This window comes from Micromonospora phaseoli, assembly GCF_900109115.1.
Classification (GTDB): domain Bacteria; phylum Actinomycetota; class Actinomycetes; order Mycobacteriales; family Micromonosporaceae; genus Micromonospora; species Micromonospora phaseoli.
On the sequence record NZ_FNYV01000001.1, the window covers coordinates 173,530 to 196,783 of the forward strand.

Annotated in this window: 19 protein-coding genes; 15 read left to right on the forward strand and 4 right to left on the reverse strand. The window is 71.7% G+C overall.

Features of this window, described 5'->3' with window-relative positions; translation table 11 throughout:
* Positions 1 to 5: 5 nt before the first annotated feature.
* A complete protein-coding gene (locus BMY89_RS00820) occupies positions 6 to 845 on the reverse strand; it encodes an endo alpha-1,4 polygalactosaminidase (protein WP_092373573.1) in 840 nt (279 codons plus the stop codon).
* A gap of 164 nt (positions 846 to 1,009) precedes the next feature.
* The gene (locus BMY89_RS00825) at positions 1,010 to 2,446 is read right to left on the reverse strand and encodes a CAP domain-containing protein (protein WP_092373575.1); all 1,437 of its coding nucleotides are present in this window, start codon (positions 2,444 to 2,446) and stop codon (positions 1,010 to 1,012) included.
* Positions 2,447 to 2,805: 359 nt separating this feature from the next.
* On the opposite strand from BMY89_RS00825, the gene BMY89_RS00830 reads away from it, so the two are divergent.
* The 3 genes from BMY89_RS00830 to BMY89_RS00840 all read left to right on the forward strand — a co-directional run bounded on the left by BMY89_RS00830 (position 2,806) and on the right by BMY89_RS00840 (position 7,536).
* The gene (locus tag BMY89_RS00830; RefSeq protein WP_092373577.1) at positions 2,806 to 3,000 is read left to right on the forward strand and encodes a hypothetical protein; all 195 of its coding nucleotides are present in this window, start codon (positions 2,806 to 2,808) and stop codon (positions 2,998 to 3,000) included.
* Between the two features lie 301 nt (positions 3,001 to 3,301).
* Positions 3,302 to 6,916, forward strand: coding sequence for a chromosome segregation protein SMC (gene smc / locus BMY89_RS00835; RefSeq protein ID WP_092373579.1), 3,615 nt, complete (start codon positions 3,302 to 3,304; stop codon positions 6,914 to 6,916).
* Positions 6,916 to 7,536, forward strand: coding sequence for an HAD-IA family hydrolase (locus BMY89_RS00840; RefSeq protein WP_092373581.1), 621 nt, complete (start codon positions 6,916 to 6,918; stop codon positions 7,534 to 7,536). Before smc ends, BMY89_RS00840 begins: the two co-directional genes overlap by 1 nt.
* A 6-nt stretch (positions 7,537 to 7,542) precedes the next feature.
* Here BMY89_RS00840 and BMY89_RS00845 read toward each other — a convergent pair whose 3' ends face one another.
* Positions 7,543 to 8,064 carry a DinB family protein gene (locus BMY89_RS00845; RefSeq protein ID WP_092375268.1) on the reverse strand — a complete coding sequence of 174 codons (522 nt, stop codon included), beginning with the start codon at positions 8,062 to 8,064 and terminating at the stop codon, positions 7,543 to 7,545.
* Between the two features lie 140 nt (positions 8,065 to 8,204).
* Positions 8,205 to 9,908, reverse strand: coding sequence for an alkaline phosphatase D family protein (locus tag BMY89_RS00850; protein ID WP_092373583.1), 1,704 nt, complete (start codon positions 9,906 to 9,908; stop codon positions 8,205 to 8,207).
* A 149-nt stretch (positions 9,909 to 10,057) separates the two neighbouring features.
* Here BMY89_RS00850 and ftsY point away from each other — a divergent pair, with 149 nt between their 5' ends.
* The 12 genes from ftsY (at position 10,058) to BMY89_RS00910 (ending at position 23,254) form a co-directional block, all read left to right on the forward strand.
* A complete protein-coding gene (ftsY, locus tag BMY89_RS00855) occupies positions 10,058 to 11,245 on the forward strand; it encodes a signal recognition particle-docking protein FtsY (protein ID WP_092373585.1) in 1,188 nt (395 codons plus the stop codon).
* A gap of 6 nt (positions 11,246 to 11,251) precedes the next feature.
* Complete coding sequence (locus tag BMY89_RS00860) at positions 11,252 to 12,115, forward strand: aminoglycoside phosphotransferase family protein (protein ID WP_175510261.1); 864 nt, start codon at positions 11,252 to 11,254, stop codon at positions 12,113 to 12,115.
* Between the two features lie 283 nt (positions 12,116 to 12,398).
* Positions 12,399 to 13,664, forward strand: a complete 1,266-nt coding sequence (locus tag BMY89_RS00865) for an ammonium transporter (RefSeq protein WP_232521053.1) — start codon at positions 12,399 to 12,401, stop codon at positions 13,662 to 13,664.
* Between the two features lie 25 nt (positions 13,665 to 13,689).
* Positions 13,690 to 14,028 (forward strand): P-II family nitrogen regulator, encoded by a 339-nt coding sequence (locus BMY89_RS00870; RefSeq protein WP_170147604.1) that lies wholly within the window; start codon positions 13,690 to 13,692, stop codon positions 14,026 to 14,028.
* Positions 14,029 to 14,075: 47 nt separating this feature from the next.
* Positions 14,076 to 16,394: a [protein-PII] uridylyltransferase gene (locus tag BMY89_RS00875; RefSeq protein ID WP_372433281.1), complete on the forward strand. Its 2,319-nt coding sequence runs from the start codon at positions 14,076 to 14,078 to the stop codon at positions 16,392 to 16,394.
* 276 nt (positions 16,395 to 16,670) lie between these two features.
* Positions 16,671 to 18,224, forward strand: a complete 1,554-nt coding sequence (gene ffh, locus BMY89_RS00880; RefSeq protein ID WP_092373595.1) for a signal recognition particle protein — start codon at positions 16,671 to 16,673, stop codon at positions 18,222 to 18,224.
* A gap of 66 nt (positions 18,225 to 18,290) precedes the next feature.
* Entirely contained in the window at positions 18,291 to 18,878 is a 588-nt protein-coding gene (locus BMY89_RS00885; protein WP_092373597.1) for a Uma2 family endonuclease, read from the forward strand.
* A gap of 18 nt (positions 18,879 to 18,896) precedes the next feature.
* Positions 18,897 to 19,976 carry an amidohydrolase family protein gene (locus tag BMY89_RS00890; RefSeq protein WP_092373599.1) on the forward strand — a complete coding sequence of 360 codons (1,080 nt, stop codon included), beginning with the start codon at positions 18,897 to 18,899 and terminating at the stop codon, positions 19,974 to 19,976.
* 150 nt (positions 19,977 to 20,126) lie between these two features.
* Positions 20,127 to 21,533: a proline--tRNA ligase gene (gene proS, locus BMY89_RS00895; RefSeq protein WP_092373601.1), complete on the forward strand. Its 1,407-nt coding sequence runs from the start codon at positions 20,127 to 20,129 to the stop codon at positions 21,531 to 21,533.
* 113 nt (positions 21,534 to 21,646) lie between these two features.
* On the forward strand, positions 21,647 to 22,294 hold the full coding sequence (locus BMY89_RS00900; RefSeq protein ID WP_092373603.1) for a ribonuclease FAU-1 family protein: 648 nt from the start codon (positions 21,647 to 21,649) through the stop codon (positions 22,292 to 22,294).
* A gap of 245 nt (positions 22,295 to 22,539) precedes the next feature.
* Positions 22,540 to 23,019, forward strand: a complete 480-nt coding sequence (rpsP, locus tag BMY89_RS00905) for a 30S ribosomal protein S16 (RefSeq protein ID WP_092373605.1) — start codon at positions 22,540 to 22,542, stop codon at positions 23,017 to 23,019.
* Between the two features lies 1 nt (position 23,020).
* A complete protein-coding gene (locus BMY89_RS00910; protein ID WP_013732101.1) occupies positions 23,021 to 23,254 on the forward strand; it encodes an RNA-binding protein in 234 nt (77 codons plus the stop codon).

Here is a 23,254-nt window from a genome sequence, read left to right on the forward strand (position 1 = left end):
TGGGCTCACGGTGGCGGGCAGGGCAGGCGCCAGGCGTCCAGGGTGCGGTTCTTGCGGATGGAGGCGAAGCCGTAGCCCACGCTGGTCACGCAGAAATCGGCGGGCACCCCGGTGTACTCGACGTGGAACACCGGCTTGCCGGCGTCGGCGAAGGGCAACAGCTTTGCGCACTGTGTCAGGCGCACGCACTCCTCGTTGACCGCGAAGTCGAAGTCCGGCGCCAGCGCGGCTACCTGCGGTAGGGCGCCGAGCAGGCCGGGGGAGAGAGCGAGCGAACGGGCCAGCGCCGCCACCTCGCGGTTGAACTGCAACTGGTCGTCGAACTCCAGCGGAAAGCCGGAGCGCCGGTCGTAGCCGTCGGCGTCGGCGAGCAGCACCGCGCCGAAGCCCTTGCCCCGACAGAGCCGGAACCGGTCGGCCAGCACCGGGCGCAGCGTGTCCCATTGGCGTACGTCCAGCCAGGTGCGCCCGGTACGGGTCGACGTGACGCCGCGCACCCGTTCCGGGTACCGGCTCGCATCCGGGTCGTCGGGGTGGACCGATCCGACGTGCACCTGGCAGACCAGCCGGCGGTCGCGCGAGCGCAGCTCGCCGGTCTGCGCCGCCGTCGTGCCGACCGGGTCGAGCACGAACACGTCGGCCTCGACCGCCGGGTCCAGCACCCCGGCCAGCTGCCACTGCCACTGCCAGTGCCGAGCCGAGTCGGCCGGCCAGGTGGTCGGCGTACCGGACGGAGTGATCTCCGGCCGGCAGGCGGTCACCGGGGCGAGCAGCGTCACCGCCAGCCCGGCCGACAGCGCCCGGCGGAGCCACTGTGCCCGCTGCCAGCCCAGCCCGATCCGCATCGCCAGCTCCGCAGGTCGCGGGTCGGCACCGGGCCGCCCGAGCCGGCACGCCGGCCCTGGCGTACCTCACCCGGTCAAACGAGCACAGACCCGACAAGGACTCGCCGCTGGTGCTACCGCGCCGATCGGCAGGGTGGTGCCGACCACGGCGGGCAGCCGCCGGGTCAGCCCGGCGCGGCGAAGACCTGCGTCCAGTACGGTCCGTTGCTGCTCGCCACCCCGACGCCTATCTCGGTGTAGGTGCAGTTCAGGATGTTGTCCCGGTGGCCCTCGCTGTTCATCCAGCCATCCATCACCGCCGCCGGCGTCTGATAGTTCCAGGCCACGTTCTCGCCGTAGGCGCGCGCGACGTAGTCGACCCGCTCGATCCGCGCTTTGAGGTTGCTGCCGTCGCTGCCGGTGTGCGACATGTTCTGGTGGTCGGCCTGATCCTGGCTGTGCCGCTGGGCCGCGGTCATCAGTTTCTGATCGATACTCACTGCGCCACAGCCGGCCTTTGCCCGTTCCGCGTTGACCAGCTCGACGACCCGGGTCGTCTCCGAGGTGGCGCTGCTGGCGGGAGACGGGCTGGCCGCGGCGCCACGGCTCGGGCTGCCCTGGCGGTCGACGTTCAGCCGGGAGGCCGCGGTGCTGCGCGCCGGCGTCGGCTTGGGTTTGGTGGTGCGGCTCGGTGACGGCGACGCGGTGCTCGGGGAGACACTCGGGCTGGGGCTGGGGCTCTCGGTGTCGAGCGAGTCGAAGGGGATCGCCTCGTCCTCCGTGGGCAGCGCCGGAGTGGTGGCGACGGAAGCCTCGCCGGCGGTGGTGTTGGTCGGAGTGTCATCGCCGGGCAGCGCGAGGGCCGCGACGCCGATACTCACCACGAGGGTGGCCGCGGCAGCGGCTCCGCCCATCACCAGCGGGCGCCGCAGTCGGCGCGACCGGCGGCCGGTCCGGGCCGGCTCGGCGTCCTGCTGGTCGAGCTCGGCCACACCGTGAGCGGCGTCCGGTACGCCGTAGCGCGGCGGCGGGTCCGGCACGGCGTACCCGCCGGGCTGATCGGCGTACTGATGACCAGGGGTGTCGTACGCGCCGAGATCGTAGGCACCGGCCTGTGGCGCACTGTGGCGTCCGGTCCAGTCCACGGCGTGGCGGGCGGTCGGGTCGTCGGCCGGGCCGACGAATCCGGTGGTCTGGTCCACTGCCCAGCCGCTGGTGGGTTGGTCCACCGCCCAGCCGCCGGTGGACTGGTCCTCGGCCCAGCCGCCGGTGGACGGTTCGTAGTGCCCGCCTTCCGGCTCGATGGCCTGGTAGCGCCCGCCGTCGTGGTGGTGCCCGCCGTCGTGGTGCCCGCCGTCGTGGTGGTGCCCGCCGTCCCGGTAGGGCCGTCCCGTGTCCTGCTGGAACGAGGCAGGCGGGGTGGCGGCCCGCCACTGCTCGGTCGGCTGGTCGCGGTACCACCCGTCGGACGGGCTTTCCGGCTCGTCGCCGAACAGGTATGACGACCGTGGTGCCGGTCGGTCGGTCAGCCAGGCCGGGTCGTCGGTCGGCGGCTCCGGTCGGCGGGAAGTGCCCTCCGGGTCGATCGGATCGTTCCAGCCGTGCACGCCTGTCGCCTCCACGGGTCGGTTATGGGCCGGGGTGACGCTACGTGGTGGTTCTGAGCAGCAGCAATGTGGCTAAGGAAGAGTTAAGGCGAGCCTGTACGTCCGGGTGAGGTGTTCCGCCGTTTCGCCACCGTAGAGTTGGTGCGTCCGGACAGAGCGTGTCCGCGCCTTGTGGCAGCCGTCCCGATGACGGGTCAGGTCGACGCCGAGATGATCTACGGCCTGCGAAAACTTGACGAAGCAGGGGCTGTCGGCTCAATATGGAGGTGTCGCCGGTCGCGCCCGGCCATGCCCAGAATTCGTTGGGAATGGTAGTCGCGTATACAGGGCGCGCGTTGGCCGGCCATCCGGCAGCGCAAATCAAGGAGTTAAGAATGGCGAAGGCCCTCTACGGCCACGTAGGTGCAGCGCCCGATCGGCGCCTGCTCGACGAGGTCACCCGACTGCGATCCAGGGTTCAGTCACTGGAGTTCGAGGTCACCCGGCTGCGCGCCGAGAACGATCGGCTCGCGGCGGCCGCGGCGGAGGCGGACGACCTGCTCCGTCTGGCCGAGCCCGCGCTGACCTGACCCACCTGGTCGCCCGCAAGCGACTGAACCACCTGGTCGCCGCAAGCGACTGAACCACCTGGTCGCCACAACTGAACAGCACCACCCGTACAAAGCGCGCCGACACGATGTGCCGGCGCGCAGCTCTGTGCGTACCCCTTTGACATGGCCGTTCGGTGCGACTGCCGGAGCCGGACGGCGCGCGGCGACCGGCAGGCGGGTCGCGTCGCGCGCCCGAGCAGGCCCCGGGTTAGTCTGCGGGTTTACCAGGGTCCGCGCAGCCGGGCGACGGTACGGCGGCCACCGGACGAGGATCGAGAAGGTGCATCTCAAGAGCCTGACGGTGAAGGGCTTCAAATCCTTCGCCTCCGCGACGACGTTCAAGCTTGAGCCGGGGATCACCTGTGTGGTGGGCCCGAACGGCTCCGGCAAGTCCAACGTCGTCGACGCCATCGCCTGGGTGCTCGGCGAGCAGGGCGCGAAGGCGCTGCGTGGCGGCAAGATGGAGGACGTCATCTTCGCCGGCACCGCCGGCCGGGCGCCGCTGGGCCGGGCCGAGGTGACCCTCACCATCGACAACACCGACGGCGCCCTGCCGATCGAGTACACCGAGGTCTCCATCACCCGCCGGATGTTCCGCTCCGGCGAGAGCGAGTACGAGATCAACGGTGATTCCTGCCGACTGCTCGACATCCAGGAACTGTTGTCGGACTCCGGCATCGGCCGCGAGATGCACATCATCGTCGGCCAGGGCCGGCTCGACGGGATGCTGCACGCCAAACCGGAGGATCGGCGCTCGTTCATCGAGGAGGCGGCCGGCGTCCTCAAGCATCGCAAGCGCAAGGAAAAGGCGCTGCGCAAGCTCGACGCGATGCAGACGAACCTCAACCGGCTCACCGACCTCACCGCCGAGCTGCGCCGCCAGCTGAAGCCTCTGGGCCGGCAGGCCGAGGTGGCCCGGCGGGCCGCCGTCATCCAGGCCGGCCTGCGCGACGCCCGGCTACGGCTGCTCGCCGACGATCTGGCCACCCTGCGGACGACCCTGGACAAGGAGATCGCCGACGAGACGGCGCTGCGGCAGCGGCGCGAGCAGGTGGAGGGGGAGCACGCCGAGGTGCAGTCCCGCCTCGGTGAGCTGGAGGAGACACTGGCCTCCGACGCTCCACTGTTGGCCGCCGCGCAGGACACCTGGTACAAACTCTCCGCTCTGCAGGAGCGGTTCCGCTCGATCGAGCAGCTCGCGGTGGAGCGGCTACGGCATCTCAGTGCCACGCCGGACGACGAGCGTCCAGGTCGGGACCCGGACCAGTTGGAGGCCGAGGCCGAACGGATCCGCGAGCAGGAGGAGGAGTTGCGCGCGGCGCTCACCGACGACCAGGTCCGCCTGGCCGAGGCGGTGGAGCACCGGCAGGAGCTGGAGCGTCAGCTCGCCGCCGCAGAGCGGGAGCTGGTCACCGCTGCGAAGGCGATCGCCGACCGGCGGGAAGGGCTGGCCCGGCTGACCGGGCAGGTGAACTCCGCCCGGGCGCGGACCACCAGCGCCGGCGAGGAGATCGAACGGCTCGCCGCCGCGCACACCGACGCGCTGGTGCGGGCCGAACGGGCGCAGGCCGACCTGGACGCGGTCGCCGAGCAGTCGACCGAGGCGGACCGCGACAACGCCGACCTGGACGCCCGGCACGCCGAGACCGTCGCCGATCAGGAAAAGGCTCAGGCGACCGTCCGGTCCCTCTCCGACGCGGAACGGGCGGCGGAGAAGGACGCAGCAAGTTGGAAGGCCCGCGAGGAGGCGCTCGCCCTCGGTCTACGCCGCAAGGACGGCGCCGGCGCGTTGCTGGCCCGCGCCGACCAGGTACCTGGGCTGCTGGGCGGCCTCGCCGGCCTGCTCACGATCGCCCCGGGCCACGAGGCGGCGCTCGCCGCCGCGCTCGGCGGGCTGGCCGACGCGGTCGCGGTCGCCGGCGTGGACGAGGCCGTCGAGGCGATGCGCCTGTTGAAGATCTCCGATGCCGGGCGAGCCGGGCTGCTCGTCGGTAGCCCTGCCGGACCCGGCATGTCCGGCTCGGCCGACGCGTTGCGGCCGAAACTTCCCGACGGCGCGCACTGGGCACCTGACCTGGTCGAGTGTGAGGCACAGATCCGCCCCGCGGTACACCGGGCGCTGCGCGACGTGGTGCTGGTGGACGACCTCTCGGCCGCCGCCGAGGTGGTCGCGGGCAACCCGGAGCTGCGCGCGGTCACCCGGGAGGGAGACGTGGTCGGGGCGTACGAGGCGGCCGGCGGGTCGGCCAAGGCACCCAGCTACATCGAGGTGCAGGCGGCCGTCGAGGAGGCCCGGGCCAACCGGCTCGCCGCCGAGCGGACCAGCGCGGAACTGCGGCAGCAACTGGTCGACGCCCGGGCCGTGGTGGCCGAGGCCAAGGAACGGGTACAGCACGCCGCCGCCGCCAAGCGGGAGGCGGAGAGCCACCGCAACGCAGCCGCCCGCCGGCTGGCCGAGCTGGGCGCCGCCGCCCGGTCGGCGAAGGCGGAGACCGACCGGCTGGGCGAGTCCCGGTCCCGCGCCGAGGCGGCCCGGGAACGGGACCTGACCGCCCTGGCCGAGTTGGCGGAGCGGCTGCGGCTGGCGGAGGCCACCCCGATCGACGCCGAACCGTCCACCGAGGAACGCGACCAGCTCGCCGCGATGGTGCCGCAGGCCCGGCAGAACGAGATGGAGGTGCGGCTCGCGGTGCGTACCTCGGAGGAGCGGGTCGCCTCGATCGCCGGGCGGGCCGACTCGCTGCGTCGGCAGGCCGGCGCGGAGCGTGCGGCGCGGGAGCGGGCCGCGGCGCGGCGGGCCGCCCGGACCAGGGGCGCGGCCATCGCCCGGGCGGTCGCCGGTGGCGCCCGGGAGGCGTTGACCCGGCTCACCGCCAGCATCGCCCATGCCGAGGAGCACCGGGACGCGGTGGCGCGCGAGCGGGCCACCCGCGAGGCGGAGCTGCAGGAGGTGCGGGCCGCCGCGAAGCGGTTCGGCGCGGAGCTGGAACGGCTGACCAGCCAGGTGCACCGGGACGAGGTCGCCCGCGCCGAGCAGCGGCTGCGCATCGAGCAGTTGGAGGCGAAGGCGGCCGAGGATTTCGGCCTGACCATGGAGACCTTGATCGCCGAGTACGGCCCGGGCCAGCCGGTGCCGCCGACGGAGGCCGAGGTGGCCGCCGCGGAGCGCGACGGCCTGCCGGTGCCCGAGCCGGTCCGCTACGAGCGGCCGGTGCAGGAGAAGCGGGCCGCCAAGGCCGAGCGGGAACTGGCCCTGCTGGGCAAGGTGAACCCGCTCGCCCTGGAGGAGTTCGCCGCCCTGGAGGAGCGGTACAAGTTCCTCTCCGAGCAGCTGGAGGACCTCAAAGCGACCCGGCGTGACCTGCTCACCGTGGTCAAGGATGTCGACGAACGGATCCTGGAGGTCTTCGCCAGCGCCTTCGCCGACACCGCCCGGGAGTTCGAGCAGGTCTTCACCGTGCTCTTCCCCGGCGGGGAGGGCCGATTGATCCTCACCGACCCGGACGATCTGCTGAGCACCGGCGTCGAGGTGGAGGCCCGCCCGCCCGGCAAGAAGATCAAGCGGCTGTCGCTGCTCTCCGGCGGTGAGCGGTCGCTGACCGCGGTGGCCATGCTGGTGGCGATCTTCCGCGCCCGGCCCAGCCCGTTCTACATCATGGACGAGGTCGAGGCGGCGCTCGACGACGTGAACCTGGGTCGGCTGATCACCCTGCTCGCGCAGCTACGGGAGAAGAGCCAGCTGATCGTCATCACGCACCAGAAGCGGACCATGGAGATCGCCGACGCGCTGTACGGCGTGACGATGCGCGGTGGGGTGACCCAGGTGATCAGCCAACGGCTCAACCGGGCCGACGGGGACGACGAGCGGCAGGGCCGCGGCGAGGAGAACGGTTAGTGGTTCGGGAACGCGCGACGGCGCTCCTGGTGGACTTCGATGGCGTACTGCGCCGCTGGGATCCGGCGGTCGCCGCCGGTGTGGAGCGGGAGTACGGCCTCTCCTCCGGCGTGCTCGCAGAGATCGCCATGCAGTGGGATCGCCTGCAACCGGTGCTGACCGGCCAGGTCAGCCACGCCGACTGGATGACCAGCGTGGCCGACGCGCTCACCCCGTCGGTGGGCGACGCCGAGCGCGCCCGAGCCGCGGTCGCGCAGTGGCAGCGCTACCGCGGTGAGGTGGATCCGGACGTGCTGGCGTTCATCCGCGAGGTGCGGGCGGCCGGTATTCGGGTCGGGCTCGGCACCAACGCCACCGACCTGCTCGACGCCGACCTGGCCGCGCTCGACCTGGTCGGCGAGCTGGACGTGGTGGTCAACTCCTCGGTGCTCGGGGTACACAAGCCGGCGCCGGAGTACTTCCGGGCCGCCTGCGAGGCCCTGGAGACCGCGCCGTCCCAGGTGCTCTTCGTCGACGACGAGGACCGGGCCGTCAGCGGCGCCCGGGTGGCGCGGCTGTCGGCACACCGGTGGAGCGGCCCCGGCGACCTGCGCTACCTGCGGGCGGCGCTGGCGTACTGACGCCGGTCATTCGCCGGTCGTGCCGTCGATGCGTTCGCGGATCAGGTCGGCGTGCCCGTTGTGCCGGGCGTACTCCTCGATCATGTGGACGTAGACCCAGCGCAGGTTGAACGTCCGTCCCTTGGACCCGACCTCGGTGAACGTCTCGTCGAGGGATCGGCCGGCGACGGCGGCCCGGGCCAGCTCCACCTCCCGGTGGTAGGTGGCGAAGTCGGTTTCGGCGTCGGCGTCGCTGACGTCGAAGTCGGCGTCCGGATTCGCCTCGGTGACGTAGGGGTAGTCGACCGACTCGCGGGCGAAGTTCTCCCGGAACCACCAGGCCTCCACCTCGGCCATGTGCCGCACCAACCCGAGCAGGGTGAGCCCGGACGGCTCGACTGTCGCGGCGCGCAGCTGGTCGGCGGTCAGGCCGGCGCACTTGAGCAGCAGGGTCTGCCGGTGGTAGTCGAGCCAACCTTCGAGCATGGTGCGCTCGTCGCCAACGTAGGGCTCAGGGGTACGGGTGATCTCCGGCGCTCTCCATGTCATGCCGGACATCCTCGCGCCCGGGTCTGACGTCGGTCGAGTGGATTGCCCGCCGGAACGTGCCGGAACGCGCCGGAACGGGTCCGAGCGTGTTAACAAGGGGCCCCTGTACAACGCTAGGCGTTAACAAGGGGCCCCTCCTTTCACTTCGTCAGCCGGTGCCGGGCCACCTCACGGAGGTGGCCGTCACTGGTGGTGCCCTCGATGGTCACCTCGGCCGTACGCCCGGCGTGGGTGAGCGTGGCCACCGCGTTGCCGAAGTACGGCCCGGCCAGCTTGCGCCACCTCACCAGGGGACGGCGCACCCCGGCGGTGCGGGCCAGTGCCCGGGTCGCCCCGGCCGGCCCGCGCGCCCAGCCGAGCCGCATCAGCGGACGCATCCCGGCCGGCACCTGGTTGTGGATCGGCGAGCAGGTGAGCTGGTGCACGGGGGTGTGTACCGCGGGGTCGGCGAAGCGGACCCGGGCCACGTACGAATGGTGCACGTCGCCGGAGAGCACGCTGATCGACGCCGGTGGCGGGTACGCCGGTCCGGCGCCCTTGCGGTCGTCGGGCGCGCCGGGGGTACCGCTGCCGATGCGGGCGAACAGCGCGCCGAGGGCGTCGAACGAGCGGCGGAACGCGCCCCAGTGTTCGAGGTCGAGCGCGCGGCGTAGCCGTTCCCCCAGGCCGGCGACCCAGGGCCGGGAAGAGTCGGCCAGCTTCTCGTTCCACGCCTCGACGTGGTGGATGCCGGGCGGCAGCAGCCAGGGCAGCGAGGAGCCGACCACCAGGTGGTCGTAGTTGCCGTGGGCGCGGTCGACGAACCACGACCACTCGCCGGGTGGCAGCATGGCCCGCCGGCCCGGCAGCAGTACCCGGCTGCACCGGCTGTCCAGCATCACCAGCCGGGTCCTGCCAAGGTCGAGCGCGTAGCTCCACTGGTACTGCACCGCGCGCCAGCGTTCGGTGTCGTGGGCCAGGTCGGCCTCGGTGTCGACCCGCGCGCCGAACTCGCGCAGCACCTCGGTGGCGTCCTCGGCGGTGCTCACCTTGGCGAAGATCGGGTCGGCCGCGATCTCGTCCGGGGAGAGGTTGCCCAGGTGCTGGTACACCCAGTAGGAGGACAGGCCGCTGGCGATCCGCTCGGCCCACCAGGGTTGCTCGCGCATCTCCGCCCGCCAGGAGGCCGAGGTGTTCCAGTCGTCGATGATCTCGTGATCGTCGAAGATCATCACGCTCGGCACGGTGGAGAAGAGCCAGCGGATCTCCGGGTCACTCCACGACTCCAGATAGAGCTTGGTGTACTCGTCGAAGCTGACCACCTGGTCGCTGGGCGCGCCCGCGGGGCGCCGACGGCGGCGGCGCAGCAGGCGCTTCACGGTCGGCGAGGTCTCGTCTGCGTAGACCTGGTCGCCGAGGAGCAGCACCAGGTCGGGCAGGGCGGCCGGGTCGGGGTCGGCCAGCACCCGCCGGGCGTACGCGTCGAGCGCGTCCGGCGGCAGCTTGCGGGTGGTGGCGTGCTGGGTGGTCTCCCGGCAGGAACCGAAGAGCAGCCGGACCGGCTGGTCGCGGTCGTCGGCGGCGCGGGTACGGATCACGCTGGGCGGGAAGCGGCTGTCCGGCAGCGGCCAGGCCACCTCGTCGTCGATCAGCACCTCGTAGCGGGTGGTGCTGTCCGGGGTGAGTCCCTCGACCACCACCAGCGCGTAGTGGTGGTCGTACGCGCTGAAGGTGGGCGCGGTGCCGGTGGCACCATCGGCCGTGCGGACGGTGACCACCGCTGGCGCCGTGGTTTCCAGCCAGACGGTGGCCCGAGTGCCGACGACCCGGCGCAGCAGGGGGCCGATGAGCAGCTCGGCGGGCATGCAGAACCTCCAGATGAGAGAGCTTCATCCTTTACTACCCTGCCGGCCGCGCACCACTGCTGGCTGTGGCCGAGACTACCGTCGCTTCCTGAGCAGGCGTCGGCAGCGGTGGCTGAGACGCGGTCGTCGGCATCTGACAGGATTCCGGCATGACGGAATACCTCCTCATCGCTCTCGCCCTGCTCGGTGTGCTGATCCTCGGCGGCATCGGGCTGGTCGTGCCGCGGCTGCGCCGACGGCCGGAGCCGCCGTTGCCGCGTACGGAGGTCGACACCCGGGCGGAGGAGGACCTCGCCGGGCCGCCGGTGCAGGCGCCGGAGGCGGATCTGTCCACCGGTGTCCTGGTCGAGCCGCCGGTCGTCGAGGCGCCGACACCGACCGTCGAGGTGCCCGAGCCGACCGCCGGCCGGCTGGTGCGGCTGCGCTCCCGGCTGTCGCGGTCGCAGAATGTCCTCGGCAAGGGGCTGCTGGGCCTGCTCAGCCGCGACCGGCTCGACGAGGACGTCTGGGAGGAGATCGAGGACAGCCTGATCACCGCCGACGTGGGCGTCGACGCGACCAGGGAGATCGTCGACCGGCTGCGGGAGCGCACCCGGGTGCTGGGCACCCGGTCGGTCGCCGAGCTGCGCGCCCTGCTCGCCGCCGAGCTGGTCAACGCGCTCGACCCGGGGCTGGACCGCTCCCTGCACACCGCGCCGAAGGACGGCGTACCGGCGGTGCTGCTCGTGGTCGGGGTCAACGGCGCGGGGAAGACCACCACCTGCGGCAAGATCGCCCGGGTGCTCATCGCCGACGGACGCAGCGTGCTGCTCGGCGCCGCCGACACCTTCCGGGCCGCCGCCGCCGACCAGTTGGAGACCTGGGCCGGGCGGGTCGGTGCCGAGACGGTCCGGGGCGCGGAGGGGGCCGACCCGGCCAGCGTCGCCTTCGACGCGGTCAAGCGCGGCATCCAGACCGGCGTCGACACCGTCCTCGTCGACACCGCCGGCCGGCTGCAGAACAAGATCGGCCTGATGGACGAGCTGGGCAAGGTCAAGCGGGTGGTGGAGAAGCACGGCCCGATCGACGAGACACTGCTGGTGCTCGACGCCACCACCGGCCAGAACGGCCTGGAGCAGGCCCGCGTCTTCACCGAGGTGGTCAACGTCACCGGGGTGGTGCTGACCAAGCTCGATGGCACCGCCAAGGGCGGCATCGTGATCGCGGTGCAGCGCAAGCTCGGCATCCCGGTGAAGCTGGTCGGCCTCGGCGAGGGCCCGGACGATCTGGCGCCGTTCGACCCCGCGCAGTTCGTCGACGCGCTGCTGGGTACCGAATCCTCCGGTCCGACCGCGTAACCTCGGGTGACCAGAGACGATCGCGCGTACGCGGGTTGGCGCGACCCGAGCCACCCGTCGCAGCGCCTCGGGAGACCGTACGTGACTTCGCAGGAGATTCCCCTGCACGGTGGGAACGTGAGCACCGTGGTGCGGGTGGGTGACACGGTCCGGCGCAACGCCGGGCCGTGGACGCCGTCGGTGCACGCCCTGCTGCGCCACCTGGAGTACGTCGGGTTCACCGGCGCTCCCCGTGCCCTCGGCATGGACGAGCGCAACCGGGAGGTCCTGTCGTATCTGGAGGGGGAGTGCGGGGAGTACCCGCTGGCCCCGCACTGGGTCACCGACGAGGCGCTGGTCACCGTCGCCACCATGCTGCGGATGTTCCACGACGCCCAGTACGGTTTCGTCCCGCCGCCGCACGCGGTGTGGCGCTCGTTCGGCCCGCCACCGCCGGACACCGAGGTCGTCTGCCATCACGACGCGGCCCCGCACAACGTGATCTGGCGGCCGGACGGGACCCTCGGTCTGATCGACTTCGACCTCGCCTCGCCCGGCGCGCGGATCTACGACGTGGCGTACGCGGCGTGGACCTGGGTGCCGATCTTCTCCGACCGGGACTCGATCACGCTGGGCTGGAAGCACCCGGACCGGCCGCGGCGGCTGCGGCTCTTCGCCGACGCGTACGGGCTGATTCCGCGTGACCGGCACCGGCTGATCCGGACCATCCGCAAGCGGATCGTCGATCATGTGGAGGGCATCCGGCGGATGGCCGCGGCGGGAGAGCCGGCCTTCGTGCGGATCGTGCACAAGGGCCATCTGCGCCGACCGATGCGGGATCTGCGGCTGCTGGATTATGAACGGCAGGCACTCGAGTACGCCCTGCGCTGATCCGTCGGGGGAGCGACCCCGCGCCAAATGGCCGATCCGCCCCCCACCAAGTCACCGATGTGTGCGACTTTCTTCACACGTTGGAAACAAGCCGTCACGGTTCGGAAACCAGCCGGGGACCTTGGGTGAAACAGCCGACAATCAGGCTTCCGCGCAACCGGCGTACGGGCGATGCTGCGCGATGCCGGGAGGGAGGGAAAACAACCTGAGAGGAGGCAGCGTGCCGGAGCTAGATTCTGGTGCCACCGCCTGGATTTTGACTTCTGCCGCGCTGGTGTTGCTCATGACGCCCGGCCTGGCGCTGTTCTACGGCGGCATGACGCGATCCAAGTCCGTACTCAACATGATGATGATGAGCTTCGGCGCGATCGGCCTGGTCAGCCTGTTGTGGGTGTTCTACGGCTACAGCATCGCATTCGGTGAGGACGTTGGCGGGATCACTGGTGATCTCTCCGCCGCCGGCCTGCGTGGCATGTTGGAAAGCGGCACCGAGGGCGGGATCCCCGACCTGCTGTTCGCCGGCTTCCAGTTGATGTTCGCCGTGATCACCGTCGCGCTGATCAGTGGTGCGATCGCCGACCGGGCCAAGTTCGGCCCGTGGCTGCTCTTCGCCGGCCTGTGGGCCACCCTGGTCTACTTCCCGGTCGCGCACTGGGTCTGGGGCGGCGGCTGGATCTTCGAGATGGGCGTGCTCGACTTCGCCGGTGGCACCGCGGTGCACATCAACGCCGGTGCCGCCGCGCTCGCCCTGGCGCTGGTGCTCGGCCGGCGGGTCAGCTGGCCGAAGGACAAGTTCAAGCCGCACAACCTGCCCATGGTGCTGCTCGGCGCCGGTCTGCTGTGGTTCGGCTGGTTCGGCTTCAACGCCGGATCGGCGCTCGCGGCCAACGGCACCGCCGCGGTCGCCTTCATCAACACCCAGGTCGCCACCGCCGCCGCGGTGCTCGGCTGGCTGCTGGTGGAGAAGATCCGCGACGGCAAGCCCACCACCCTCGGTGCGGCGTCCGGTGCCATCGCCGGCCTGGTCGCCATCACGCCGGCCTGCGCTTTCCTGGAGCCGCTCGGTGCCATCGCGCTCGGCGTCATCGCCGGTGTCGTCTGTGCCCTGGCGGTCGGCCTGAAGTACCGGCTCAAGTACGACGACTCGCTCGACGTGGTGGCCGTGCACATGGTCGGCGGCATCATCGGTTCGCTGCTCATCGGCTTCCTGGCCATGGAGGTCCTGGCCGGTGAGGGCAACGACGGTCTGCTCTACGGCGGCGGCATCACGCTGCTGGGCAAGCAGGCCCTCGGTTCGGTCGCCGTGCTCGCCTACTCGTTCGTGGTCGCCTACCTCATCGGCTTCGCGATCGAGAAGACCATCGGGTTCCGGGTCAGTGCCGACGCCGAGGTCGAGGGTATCGACAACGCCGAGCACGCGGAGAGCGCGTACGAGTTCAGCACGACGGGTGGTGGCGGCGGCGGTGCGTTCGCCGCCGCGGGCATCGCGCCTTCGGCCACGCCCAAGACCGAACCCACCGAACCGGTAAGCGAAAAGGTCGCCGGCTAACGTTCTCGGAATGGAGGGGTTGGACATGAAGCTGGTGACCGCGGTCATCAAGCCGCACCAGTTGGACGCCGTCAAGGAGGCCCTGCACACGCTGGGCGTGGCCGGACTGACCGTAAGTGAGGTCCAGGGCTACGGACGGCAGAAGGGCCACACCGAGGTCTACCGGGGTGCCGAGTACACCGTCGAGTTCCTGCCCAAGATCCGGGTGGAGGTGCTCACCGACGAGATCGACGTCGAGAAGATCGTGGACGCCGTGGTCGGAGCCGCCCGGACGGGCAAGATCGGCGACGGCAAGGTCTGGGTGACCGGTGTCGAGGAGGTCGTCCGGGTTCGCACCGGCGAACGCGGCCTGGACGCTCTGTAGGAACATCCTCGATGACCTCGTTGACCGCCAAGGAAGCCTCGGAGCCGATTCGTGGTGCCGATCTCCTGGTCAACGAGGTCATCGGCGTACCGGCCGGGATCGGGGCGACGGCGCGCCGATCCCGGTCGGAGGCGTACGACGCCTGGCTGGCCCGGCTGCTGCCGGCCCGGCCGGGCGTCGCCCTGGTCGCGGTGGGTGGGCTGGGCCGGCGGCAGTGCGCCCCCTACGGCGACCTCGACCTGGTGCTGGTGCACGCCGGGGTGCCCGGGATCGACGAGATGGCCGCCGCGCTCTGGTATCCGATCTGGGATGCCGGGCTGCGGCTGGACCACTCGGTGCGTACCGTCGCCGAGGCGCTCTCGGTCGCCCAGGACGACGTCAAGGTCGCTCTCGGACTGCTCGACGCCCGACTCGTCGCCGGTGACGCCGAACTCGCCGACACGCTGGTCCGCAGCGCCACCGACCACTGGCGGCGCACGGCCGTACGTCAGCTCGGCCCGCTCCGGGAGAGCACCGGCGCCCGCTGGCAGGCCCACGGCGAGCTGGCCTTCCTGCTGGAGGGCGACGTCAAGGAGGCGGCCGGTGGGCTGCGCGACGTCGGCATCCTGCGGGCCATCGCCACCGCCGGGATCACCGACGCCCTGCGCCCCGCCGTCCACGCCGCGCACCTCCGGCTGCTGGACACCCGTGACGCGCTGCACCAACAGGTCGGCCGGCGGGTCGACCGGCTGCTCGCCCAGGAACGCGACGGGGTGGCCGCGCTGCTCGGTCTGCGGCAGGCGCCGCCCGGCCGGGCCGAGGCCGTACCGTCCGGGACGCCGCAGCCCCGACCCGAGTCCGCCCCGCCACTGAGCGACGGCGACGGCGACGCCCTGCTTCGCCGGGTCGCCGGGGACGCCCGTACCGTCAGCCACGCCCTGGACGACGCCTTCCGGGCCGCCGACCGGCTGCGTTCCGGACGCCGCCGCGGCGCCGACGGTCGGCCGGTACGCCGTCCGGTCGCCCGGGACGTGGTCGAGCACGACGGCGAGTTGGTGCTGGCCCGCACCGCCATCGGCGCCCGCCCCGACGCCAGCCTCTCGCTGCGGGTCGCGGCCGCCGCGGCGGCCACCGGACTGCCGATCGCCCGGGCCACCTGCGAGTGGCTGGCCGCGTACTGTCCGCCCCTGCCGACGCCCTGGCCGGCCGAGGCCCGGGCCGCCCTGACCACGCTGCTCGGCGCCGGCGCGGGCCTGATCCCGGCCTGGGAGACCTGCGACCGGTACGGCCTGATCGACGGCTGGCTGCCCGAGTGGACCCGGCTGCGCAGCCTGCCCCAGCACAATCCGGTGCACCGGTTCACCCTCGACCGGCACCTGGTGCAGACCGCCTTCGAGGCCAGCCGGCACACCCGTGACGTGGATCGGCCCGACCTGCTGCTGCTCGCCGCCTTCCTGCACGACATCGGCAAGGGGCTGCCTGGCGACCACTCGAAGGTGGGCGCCCCGATCGCCGAGGCGATCGCCGCCCGGATCGGCCTGCCGGCGGCGGAGGCGGAGCAGATCGCCACCCTGGTCCGGCTGCACCTGGTGCTGCCCGAGGTGGCCACCCGACGGGACCTCGCCGATCCGGTCACCATCGGCCGGGTGGCCGAGGCGGTCGGTGACGTGACCACCCTCGACCTGCTGTACGCGCTGGTTCGCGCCGACGCCGCCGCCACCGGGCCGGCCGCCTGGTCGGACTGGAAGGGGCGGCTGGTCGCCGAACTGGTCACCCGGGTCCGGACCACGCTCGACACCGGCGACGTACCCGCGCCGCCGGCCCCGGATCCGGCGCTGGTGGCCGGGCCGCTGCCGGTCGTACACCTGACCGGGGATCGGGTGGCGGTGGCCGCGGCCGACCGGCGGGGCCTGCTCGCGACGGTGGCCGGTTGCCTGGCGCTGCACCGGCTGGAGGTGCTCGCCGCCGACGCCTCGACGGTGGACGGCCGGGCCCTGGTCGAGTGCCGGGTGCAGCCGCGCTACGGGCTGCCGCCGGATCCGGTGGCGCTCAGCGCGGACCTGCGCCGCGCGGTGGGCGGCGATGTCTCGGTGACCCAGCGGCTGCGCGGCCGCGCCCTGGCGGCACGGGGGGCCGGAGCGCAGCCGCGGGTGGTCTGGCACCGCGACGCCGCCACCGACGCGGTGCTGCTGGAGTTGCGTGCCGCCGACGCCGCCGGCCTGCTGTACCGGGTGACCAGCGCGCTGGATGCGGCCGGTGCCCAGGTCCGGGCGGCCCGGATCGCCACGCTCGGCGGCGATGTGGTGGACGCCTTCTATCTCGTCGGCGCGTGGCCCTCCGACCCCGAACGTGCCCGGCTGGAGGCCGCCGTCCTGGGCGCTGTGTAAGGAACTGTGTAAGGAAGGGCCCCCTGTTAACGCCTCCGGTGGTAAAGGGGCCCCCGCTTAACAACCGGCCGCCACCCTCAGCGACCGGCAGCGGCCGGCGCTGGAGTCGGCGGCTTCCTGATCGTTCGACGCATGGTTCCGCGGGCTCACCGGACTGGTTGCCCCCCGGCGGGCAGGAGGCGGCGGCCGGGTGGGACGGTTACCCTTGCGGGTGGCCGGTCTTGTGCCTGCCGGCCGCATCGTGCTCGCCGGAACACTGACAAACGGGATGTTCGCGTGTTTGACACCTTGAGTGACCGCCTCTCCGGGATCTTCACCAAGCTCCGCGGCAAGGGGCGCCTCACCGACGCCGACATCGACGCCACGGCGCGTGAGATCCGTCTCGCGCTGCTGGAGGCCGACGTCGCCCTACCGGTGGTCAAGGGTTTCATCGCGAACGTCAAGGAGCGTTCCCGGGGGGCGGAGGTCGCCGAGGCGCTCAACCCGGCGCAGCAGATCATCAAGATCGTAAACGAGGAGCTGATCGCCGTCCTCGGCGGCGAGGGGCGCCGGCTCCAGTTCGCCAAGCAGCCGCCGACGGTGATCATGCTCGCCGGCCTCCAGGGCTCCGGCAAGACCACCCTCGCCGGCAAGCTGGCCCGCTGGCTCAAGGCCCAGGGCCACCAGCCGCTGCTGGTCGCCGCCGACCTCCAGCGCCCCAACGCCGTCGGGCAGCTCCAGGTGCTCGGTGGCCGCGCCGGCGTCGAGGTGTACGCCCCGGAGCCCGGCAACGGCGTCGGCGACCCGGTACAGGTGGCGAAGTCCTCCATCGAGCACGCCCGGCGGGCCGCCCGGGACGTGGTCATCGTCGACACCGCCGGTCGGCTCGGCATCGACGCGGAGATGATGCAGCAGGCCGCCGACATCCGGGACGCGGTCGACCCGGACGAGGTCATCTTCGTCATCGACGCGATGGTCGGCCAGGACGCGGTGCGTACCGCCGAGGCATTCCGCGACGGCGTGGGCATCACCGGCGTGGTGCTGTCCAAGCTCGACGGCGACGCCCGTGGTGGCGCCGCGCTGTCGGTCCGTGAGGTGACCGGGCAGCCGATCCTGTTCGCCTCCACCGGCGAGAAGCTGGAGGACTTCGACGTCTTCCACCCCGACCGGATGGCCAGCCGGATCCTCGGCATGGGCGACGTTCTCACTCTGATCGAGCAGGCCGAGGCGGCCTTCGACTCCGATCAGAAGGAGAAGATGACCGCCAAGCTGATGGGCGGCGAGCAGTTCACCCTGGAGGACTTCCTCGACCAGCTCATCGCGGTACGCCGGATGGGGCCGATCGCCAACGTGCTGGCCATGATGCCGGGCATGGGGCAGGTCAAGGACCAGCTCGCCGACCTGGACGACAAGCACTTCGACCGGATCACCGCGATCATCCGGTCGATGACGCCGGCCGAGCGGACCAACCCGAAGATCATCAACGGTTCCCGGCGGGCCCGGATCGCCAACGGTTCGGGCGTCACCGTGATGGACGTCAACCAGCTGCTCAACCGCTTCACCGACGCGCAGAAGATGATGAAGCAGATGGGCGGCATGATGGGCATGCCCGGCGGTCGGCGCAAGGCGACCAAGTCGCCGAAGAACAAGCGCAAGGGCACCAAGGGTGGCAACCGGCCGCGGGCCGGCGCGGGCGCTGGGATGCCGGGCGGCTTCCCGGGCGGGATGCCGCAGCTGCCCCCGGGAATGAACCCGGACGACCTGGCGGCCGGGCAGGGTCTGCCGCCCGGTTTCAAGCTACCGAAGATCGACTTCAACAAGTTCGGCAAGGGCGGCCAGCCGCCCCGCTGAGCGTGTTGGTGACGGCGGGTGGCGCAGTCGGCGCTTAGGGTGATGCCGCCCCTGGAAGGAGGAGTCATGACCGTGGCCCCCATGCTGCCCATCCCGCCCGAGCGGTCGGAGTGGACGGTCGACGACCTCGGCGACCTGCCGGAGGACCTTCCGTACGAACTGGTCAACGGAAGGTTGATCGTGCCGTCGCCGACCGCCCTGCATCAGGATCTCTGTGTCGAGCTGTTGCTCGCGCTACGAGTGAACTGCCCACCCGACTACCTGGTCAGCATCGACCTGTCGATGCGGATCGACCGGCGCAACGAACCCCGGCCCGACGTGGTCGCCATCCGCCGCGAGCACGCGAACCGTTCGCCCGTCCCCGTCGAGGACGCGCTGCTCGCCGTCGAGGTCATCTCGCCCACCTCGACCTTCCGCGACCTGTACGACAAGGCCAAGGTCTACGCCCACGCCGGGGTACACACCTACTGGGTCGTCGACCCGCTACACGAGAAGATGACCCTGACGGAGTACACGTTGAGCCCGTCCGGCGAGTACGAGGTCGCCACCCACACCGAGGATCTCTTCGTCACCGAGCGGCCCTGGAAGGTCTCGGTCGATCTGCCGGCGCTGACCGCGCGGCGGGCGGGGCTTCTCGCGCGCGACGAGGAGTGATCGGGTAGGACTGTGCGCATGGCTCTGCATGTGCGCGGTGTGCTCCTGCCGGACGACGAGGTCCGGGATCTGTGGCTGGTCGGCGACCGGGTGACCTTCGACCCGGTGCCCGGCGCGGAGACGGTCGCCGACGGCGGCTTCATCCTGCCGGGTCTGGTCGACGCGCACTGCCACATCGGCATCGCCCGGGGCGGCGCACCGATCACCTCGCTGGACCAGGCACGCGCCCTGGCTCGCGTCGACCGGGACGCGGGTGTGCTGGCCCTTCGGGACGCGGGATCGCCCTTCCCGTACCCGGAACTGGACGACGAACCCGACCTGCCCCGGCTGATCCGCGCGGGCCGGCATGTGGCGCCACCCAAGCGGTACCTGCGCGACATCGGCGTGGAGGTCGGTGCCGCCGAGGTGGCGGCGACCGTGGCGGAGCAGGCCGCCGCCGGCAACGGCTGGGTGAAGTTGGTCGGCGACTGGATCGACCGGGGCGTCGGTGACCTCGCGCCGGCCTGGGACGCCGACACGATGACCGCCGCCGTGGCCGCCGCGCACGCCGCCGGGGTACGCGCCGCCGTGCACACCTTCAGCGAGTCGGCCGTGGAGATCATGGTGCGGGCCGGGGTGGACTCGGTCGAGCACGGCACCGGGCTCAGTCTCGACCTGATCGACCTGATGGCCCGGCAGGGCACCGCGCTGATCCCCACGATGATCAACATTCGTACCTTCGGCCACATCGCCGACCAGGCCCGGGCGAAGTTCCCCGGGTACGCCGAGCACATGCTCGCCCTGCGCGACCGCTTCCCGCAGGTGGTGCGGGCCGCGTACGAGGCCGGCGTGCCGATCTACGTCGGCACCGACGCCGGTGGCGGCATCGACCACGGTCTCGCCGTCGAAGAGATGCTCCTGCTGCACGAAGAGGCCGGCATGTCCACCGTGGACGTCCTCGCCGCCGCCTCCTGGGCCGCCCGCGCCTGGCTGGGCCTCCCCGGGCTGGTCGAAGGTGGCCTGGCCGACCTCTCCATCTACCCCGAAGACCCCCGCCAGGACCTCAACGCCCTGCGCACCCCCACCCACCTCATCCTCCGCGGCCATCCCCTCCCCTGAGCCCACCCACTCGGCTGCGTTGATCAAGAAGTTTGCGTCGGGTTCCGGCCCCCGGGCGACGCAAAGCTCTTGATCAACGCGGCGGTGGGGGTGTGGGTGCGGGTGGGTTGGGCGTGGGAGGTGGGTGCGGGGCGCATAGGATGTGCGGTCATGGCGCGCGTGCTCACTCCCCGGGCGGAGGACTTTCCCCGCTGGTACCAGGACCTCATCGCCAAGGCGAAGCTGGCCGACAACGGACCGGTGCGGGGGACCATGGTCATCCGACCGGCCGGCTATGCCATCTGGGAGCGGATGCAGGCCGAGATGGACGACCGGATCAAGGCGGCCGGCGCGGAGAACGCGTACTTCCCGCTGTTCATCCCGGAGAGCTATCTCAAGCGCGAGGCCGAGCACGTCGAGGGCTTCTCGCCCGAGCTGGCGGTGGTCACCCACGGTGGTGGCAAGCAGCTGGCCGAGCCGATCGTGGTGCGCCCCACCAGCGAGACGGTCATCGGCGAGTTCATGGCCAAGTGGATCGACTCCTACCGGGACCTGCCGCTGCTGCTCAACCAGTGGGCCAACGTGGTCCGCTGGGAGCTGCGGCCCCGGATCTTCCTGCGTACCAGCGAGTTCCTCTGGCAGGAGGGGCACACCGCCCACGCCACCCGCGAGGACGCCCGCGCCTACGCGCGGAAGATCCTGCACGAGGCGTACGAGGACCTGATGGTCAACGTGCTCGGCATCCCGGTGGTGGTCGGGCTCAAGACGAGCCGGGAGCGCTTCGCCGGAGCGACCGCCACCTACACCTGCGAAGGCATGATGGGCGACGGCAAGGCCCTCCAGCTCGGCACCAGCCACGAACTCGGGCAGAACTTCGCCAAGGCGTTCGACATCAGCTACTCCTCGGCCGAGGGCGCTCGGGAGCACGCCTGGACTACCTCCTGGGGCACCTCGACCCGGATGCTCGGTGGCCTGATCATGTGCCACGGCGACGACAACGGGCTGCGGGTGCCGCCGAGGCTGGCCCCGGTGCAGGCGTACGTCATGGTGGTCAAGGACGGCGACGGCGTCACCGAGGCGGCGGCCAAGCTGCGCGACGCGCTGCGTGACGCGGGAGTGCGGGTCGCGCTCGACGATCGCACCGACACCGCCTTCGGCCGCCGGGCCGTCGACGCCGAGCTGCGTGGCTACCCGGTACGCGTCGAGGTGGGCCCCCGTGACCTGGCCGCCGGAAACGCGGTCGTGGTCCGGCGTACGGACGGCTCGAAGGCGCCCACGCCGGTGGCGGACGTGGTCGAGGCGGTCCTCGCCGCCCTCGCCGCCGACCAGCAGGCCCTGCACGACCAGGCGCTCGCCTTCCGCGTGTCGCGCACGGTCGAGGTGACGACGCTGGACGAGGCGCTGGAGGCGGCGACCACCGGCTGGGCCCGGGTGCCGTGGTCGGCGGTCGGCGTCGACGGCGAGACCAAGGCCAACGGTCAGGGCGTCACCGTGCGCTGCCTGGTACGCGCCGACGGGTCGGTGCCCGACACCGAGGACGAGCCAGACCTCACCGCCATCCTCGCCCGCGCCTACTGAGGTGTAAGGAAGGGCCCCTTCTTAACGCCTCAGGTAGAGCAGGGGCCCCTTCTTAACACCGGCGTGGCGGCGGACGGATGTCGGTGCCCGCGAGTCGCCGGTAGAGTCGGCGCGTGAGGTTCGAGCCGGGCCGATTGGTCGTGCACCGCAACGTGCGGCGAGGGCGGATCGGCTGGGTACGACCTGCCCGAGTGATCAGCGACGACGAGCGGGGTCTGCTGCTCTGGCTGGCCGACGGGTCGCCGGTGGCCGGTGAGGTCAACGAGGCGGGTCTGGGCATGCGGGGGGTGCCGTTCCAGGAGTGGCTCACCCCGACCTACCGCCTCGCGCAGGGCCGCTGGAACGGCCCGCCCCTGCTGAAGTTTTTGCCCACCGGCGCGGCGCACTCGGTCTGGTGGTTCCGCGACGCGCGGGGGCGTTTCATCGGCTGGTACGTCAATCTGGAGGAACCCGGCATCCGTTGGGACGACGGCGAGCTGGCTGGCGTCGACATCGTGGACCAGGATCTCGATGTGTGGGTCCGGCCGGACCGCAGCTGGGAGTGGAAGGACGAGGACGAGTTCGTCGAGCGGCTCGCCTTCCCGGCGCACTACTGGGTGACCGACGAGGCCGCCGTACGCGCCGAGGGCAAACGGGTGATCGCCCTGGCCGAGGCGGGCGTCTTCCCGTTCGACGGCACCTGGTGCGAGTTCGACCCACCGCCGGAGTGGATCACGCCCGAGCGGATGCCCGACGGCTGGGACCGCCCGCCGATCCGCTGAGCCCGGTGTGTCATTCGTCACGTCAGGATCGCTCCGGAGGGCCCGAGGCGGTCCGGTGCGAGTGTTCCGGGGTGGATCTGGCAGAATGATTGGCTGGTATCCGGCGTGCGCCCGGCGCCCTCTAACCCGGGTGCGTCGCCAGTCCACCCGAGCTGTCGTCCGGCGCAACCCCACTGTGCCGGTTGACGCTCACCCGTGCACCGCCCGTACCGGGCCGGTGAGATCGCAACAGGAGCGAAACAACCGTGGCCGTAAAGATCCGGCTCCTGCGGATGGGCAAGATCCGCAACCCGCAGTACCGCATCGTCATCGCCGACTCGCGCACCAAGCGCGACGGTCGGGCGATCGAGTTCGTCGGGATCTACCAGCCGAAGGAGGACCCTTCGGTTATCGAGGTCAAGTCGGAGCGGGTCCAGTACTGGCTGTCCGTCGGCGCCCAGCCGAGCGAGGCGGTGCAGCGGCTGCTGGAGCTGACCGGTGACTGGCAGAAGTTCAAGGGCCTGCCGGCCCCGCCGCCGCTGAAGGTCGCTCCGGAGCGGGCCGACCGCAAGGCGGCCTACGAGGCCGAGGCGAAGGCCGCCGCCGGCGTGGCCGACACTCCGGCCAAGCCGGCGAAGAAGGCCGCCAAGACGGCCGAGGCTCCGAAGGCTGAGGAGGCCCCGAAGGCCGCCGAGGCTCCGAAGGCCGAGGAGCAGCCCGCCGCGGACGCTGGCGAGCAGGCCTGACATGGCGCTGCGGCCGGCGTTGGAGCACCTGGTCAAGGGCATCGTCGACCATCCCGATGACGTACGCGTCCGGATGGTCGACTCCCGTCGGGGCAAGCGGCTGGAGGTCCGTGTGCATCCCGAGGACCTGGGCACCGTGATCGGGCGGTCCGGCCGGACCGCCAAGGCGCTGCGCCAGGTGATCGGCTCCATCGGTGGGCGCGGGGTACGCGTCGACATCGTCGACTCGTACTGA

Coding starts and splice junctions, on each gene's coding strand:
- BMY89_RS00885 (WP_092373597.1), top strand. CDS start 18,291: ATGACCGTGGCCCCCATGCTGCCCATCCCGCCCGAGCGGTCGGAGTGG.
- BMY89_RS00910 (WP_013732101.1), top strand. CDS start 23,021: ATGGCGCTGCGGCCGGCGTTGGAGCACCTGGTCAAGGGCATCGTCGAC.
- BMY89_RS00870 (WP_170147604.1), top strand. CDS start 13,690: ATGAAGCTGGTGACCGCGGTCATCAAGCCGCACCAGTTGGACGCCGTC.
- BMY89_RS00820 (WP_092373573.1), bottom strand. CDS start 845: ATGCGGATCGGGCTGGGCTGGCAGCGGGCACAGTGGCTCCGCCGGGCG.
- BMY89_RS00890 (WP_092373599.1), top strand. CDS start 18,897: ATGGCTCTGCATGTGCGCGGTGTGCTCCTGCCGGACGACGAGGTCCGG.
- BMY89_RS00830 (WP_092373577.1), top strand. CDS start 2,806: ATGGCGAAGGCCCTCTACGGCCACGTAGGTGCAGCGCCCGATCGGCGC.
- proS (WP_092373601.1), top strand. CDS start 20,127: ATGGCGCGCGTGCTCACTCCCCGGGCGGAGGACTTTCCCCGCTGGTAC.
- ftsY (WP_092373585.1), top strand. CDS start 10,058: ATGACGGAATACCTCCTCATCGCTCTCGCCCTGCTCGGTGTGCTGATC.
- BMY89_RS00865 (WP_232521053.1), top strand. CDS start 12,399: ATGACGCCCGGCCTGGCGCTGTTCTACGGCGGCATGACGCGATCCAAG.
- BMY89_RS00850 (WP_092373583.1), bottom strand. CDS start 9,908: ATGCCCGCCGAGCTGCTCATCGGCCCCCTGCTGCGCCGGGTCGTCGGC.
- BMY89_RS00845 (WP_092375268.1), bottom strand. CDS start 8,064: ATGACATGGAGAGCGCCGGAGATCACCCGTACCCCTGAGCCCTACGTT.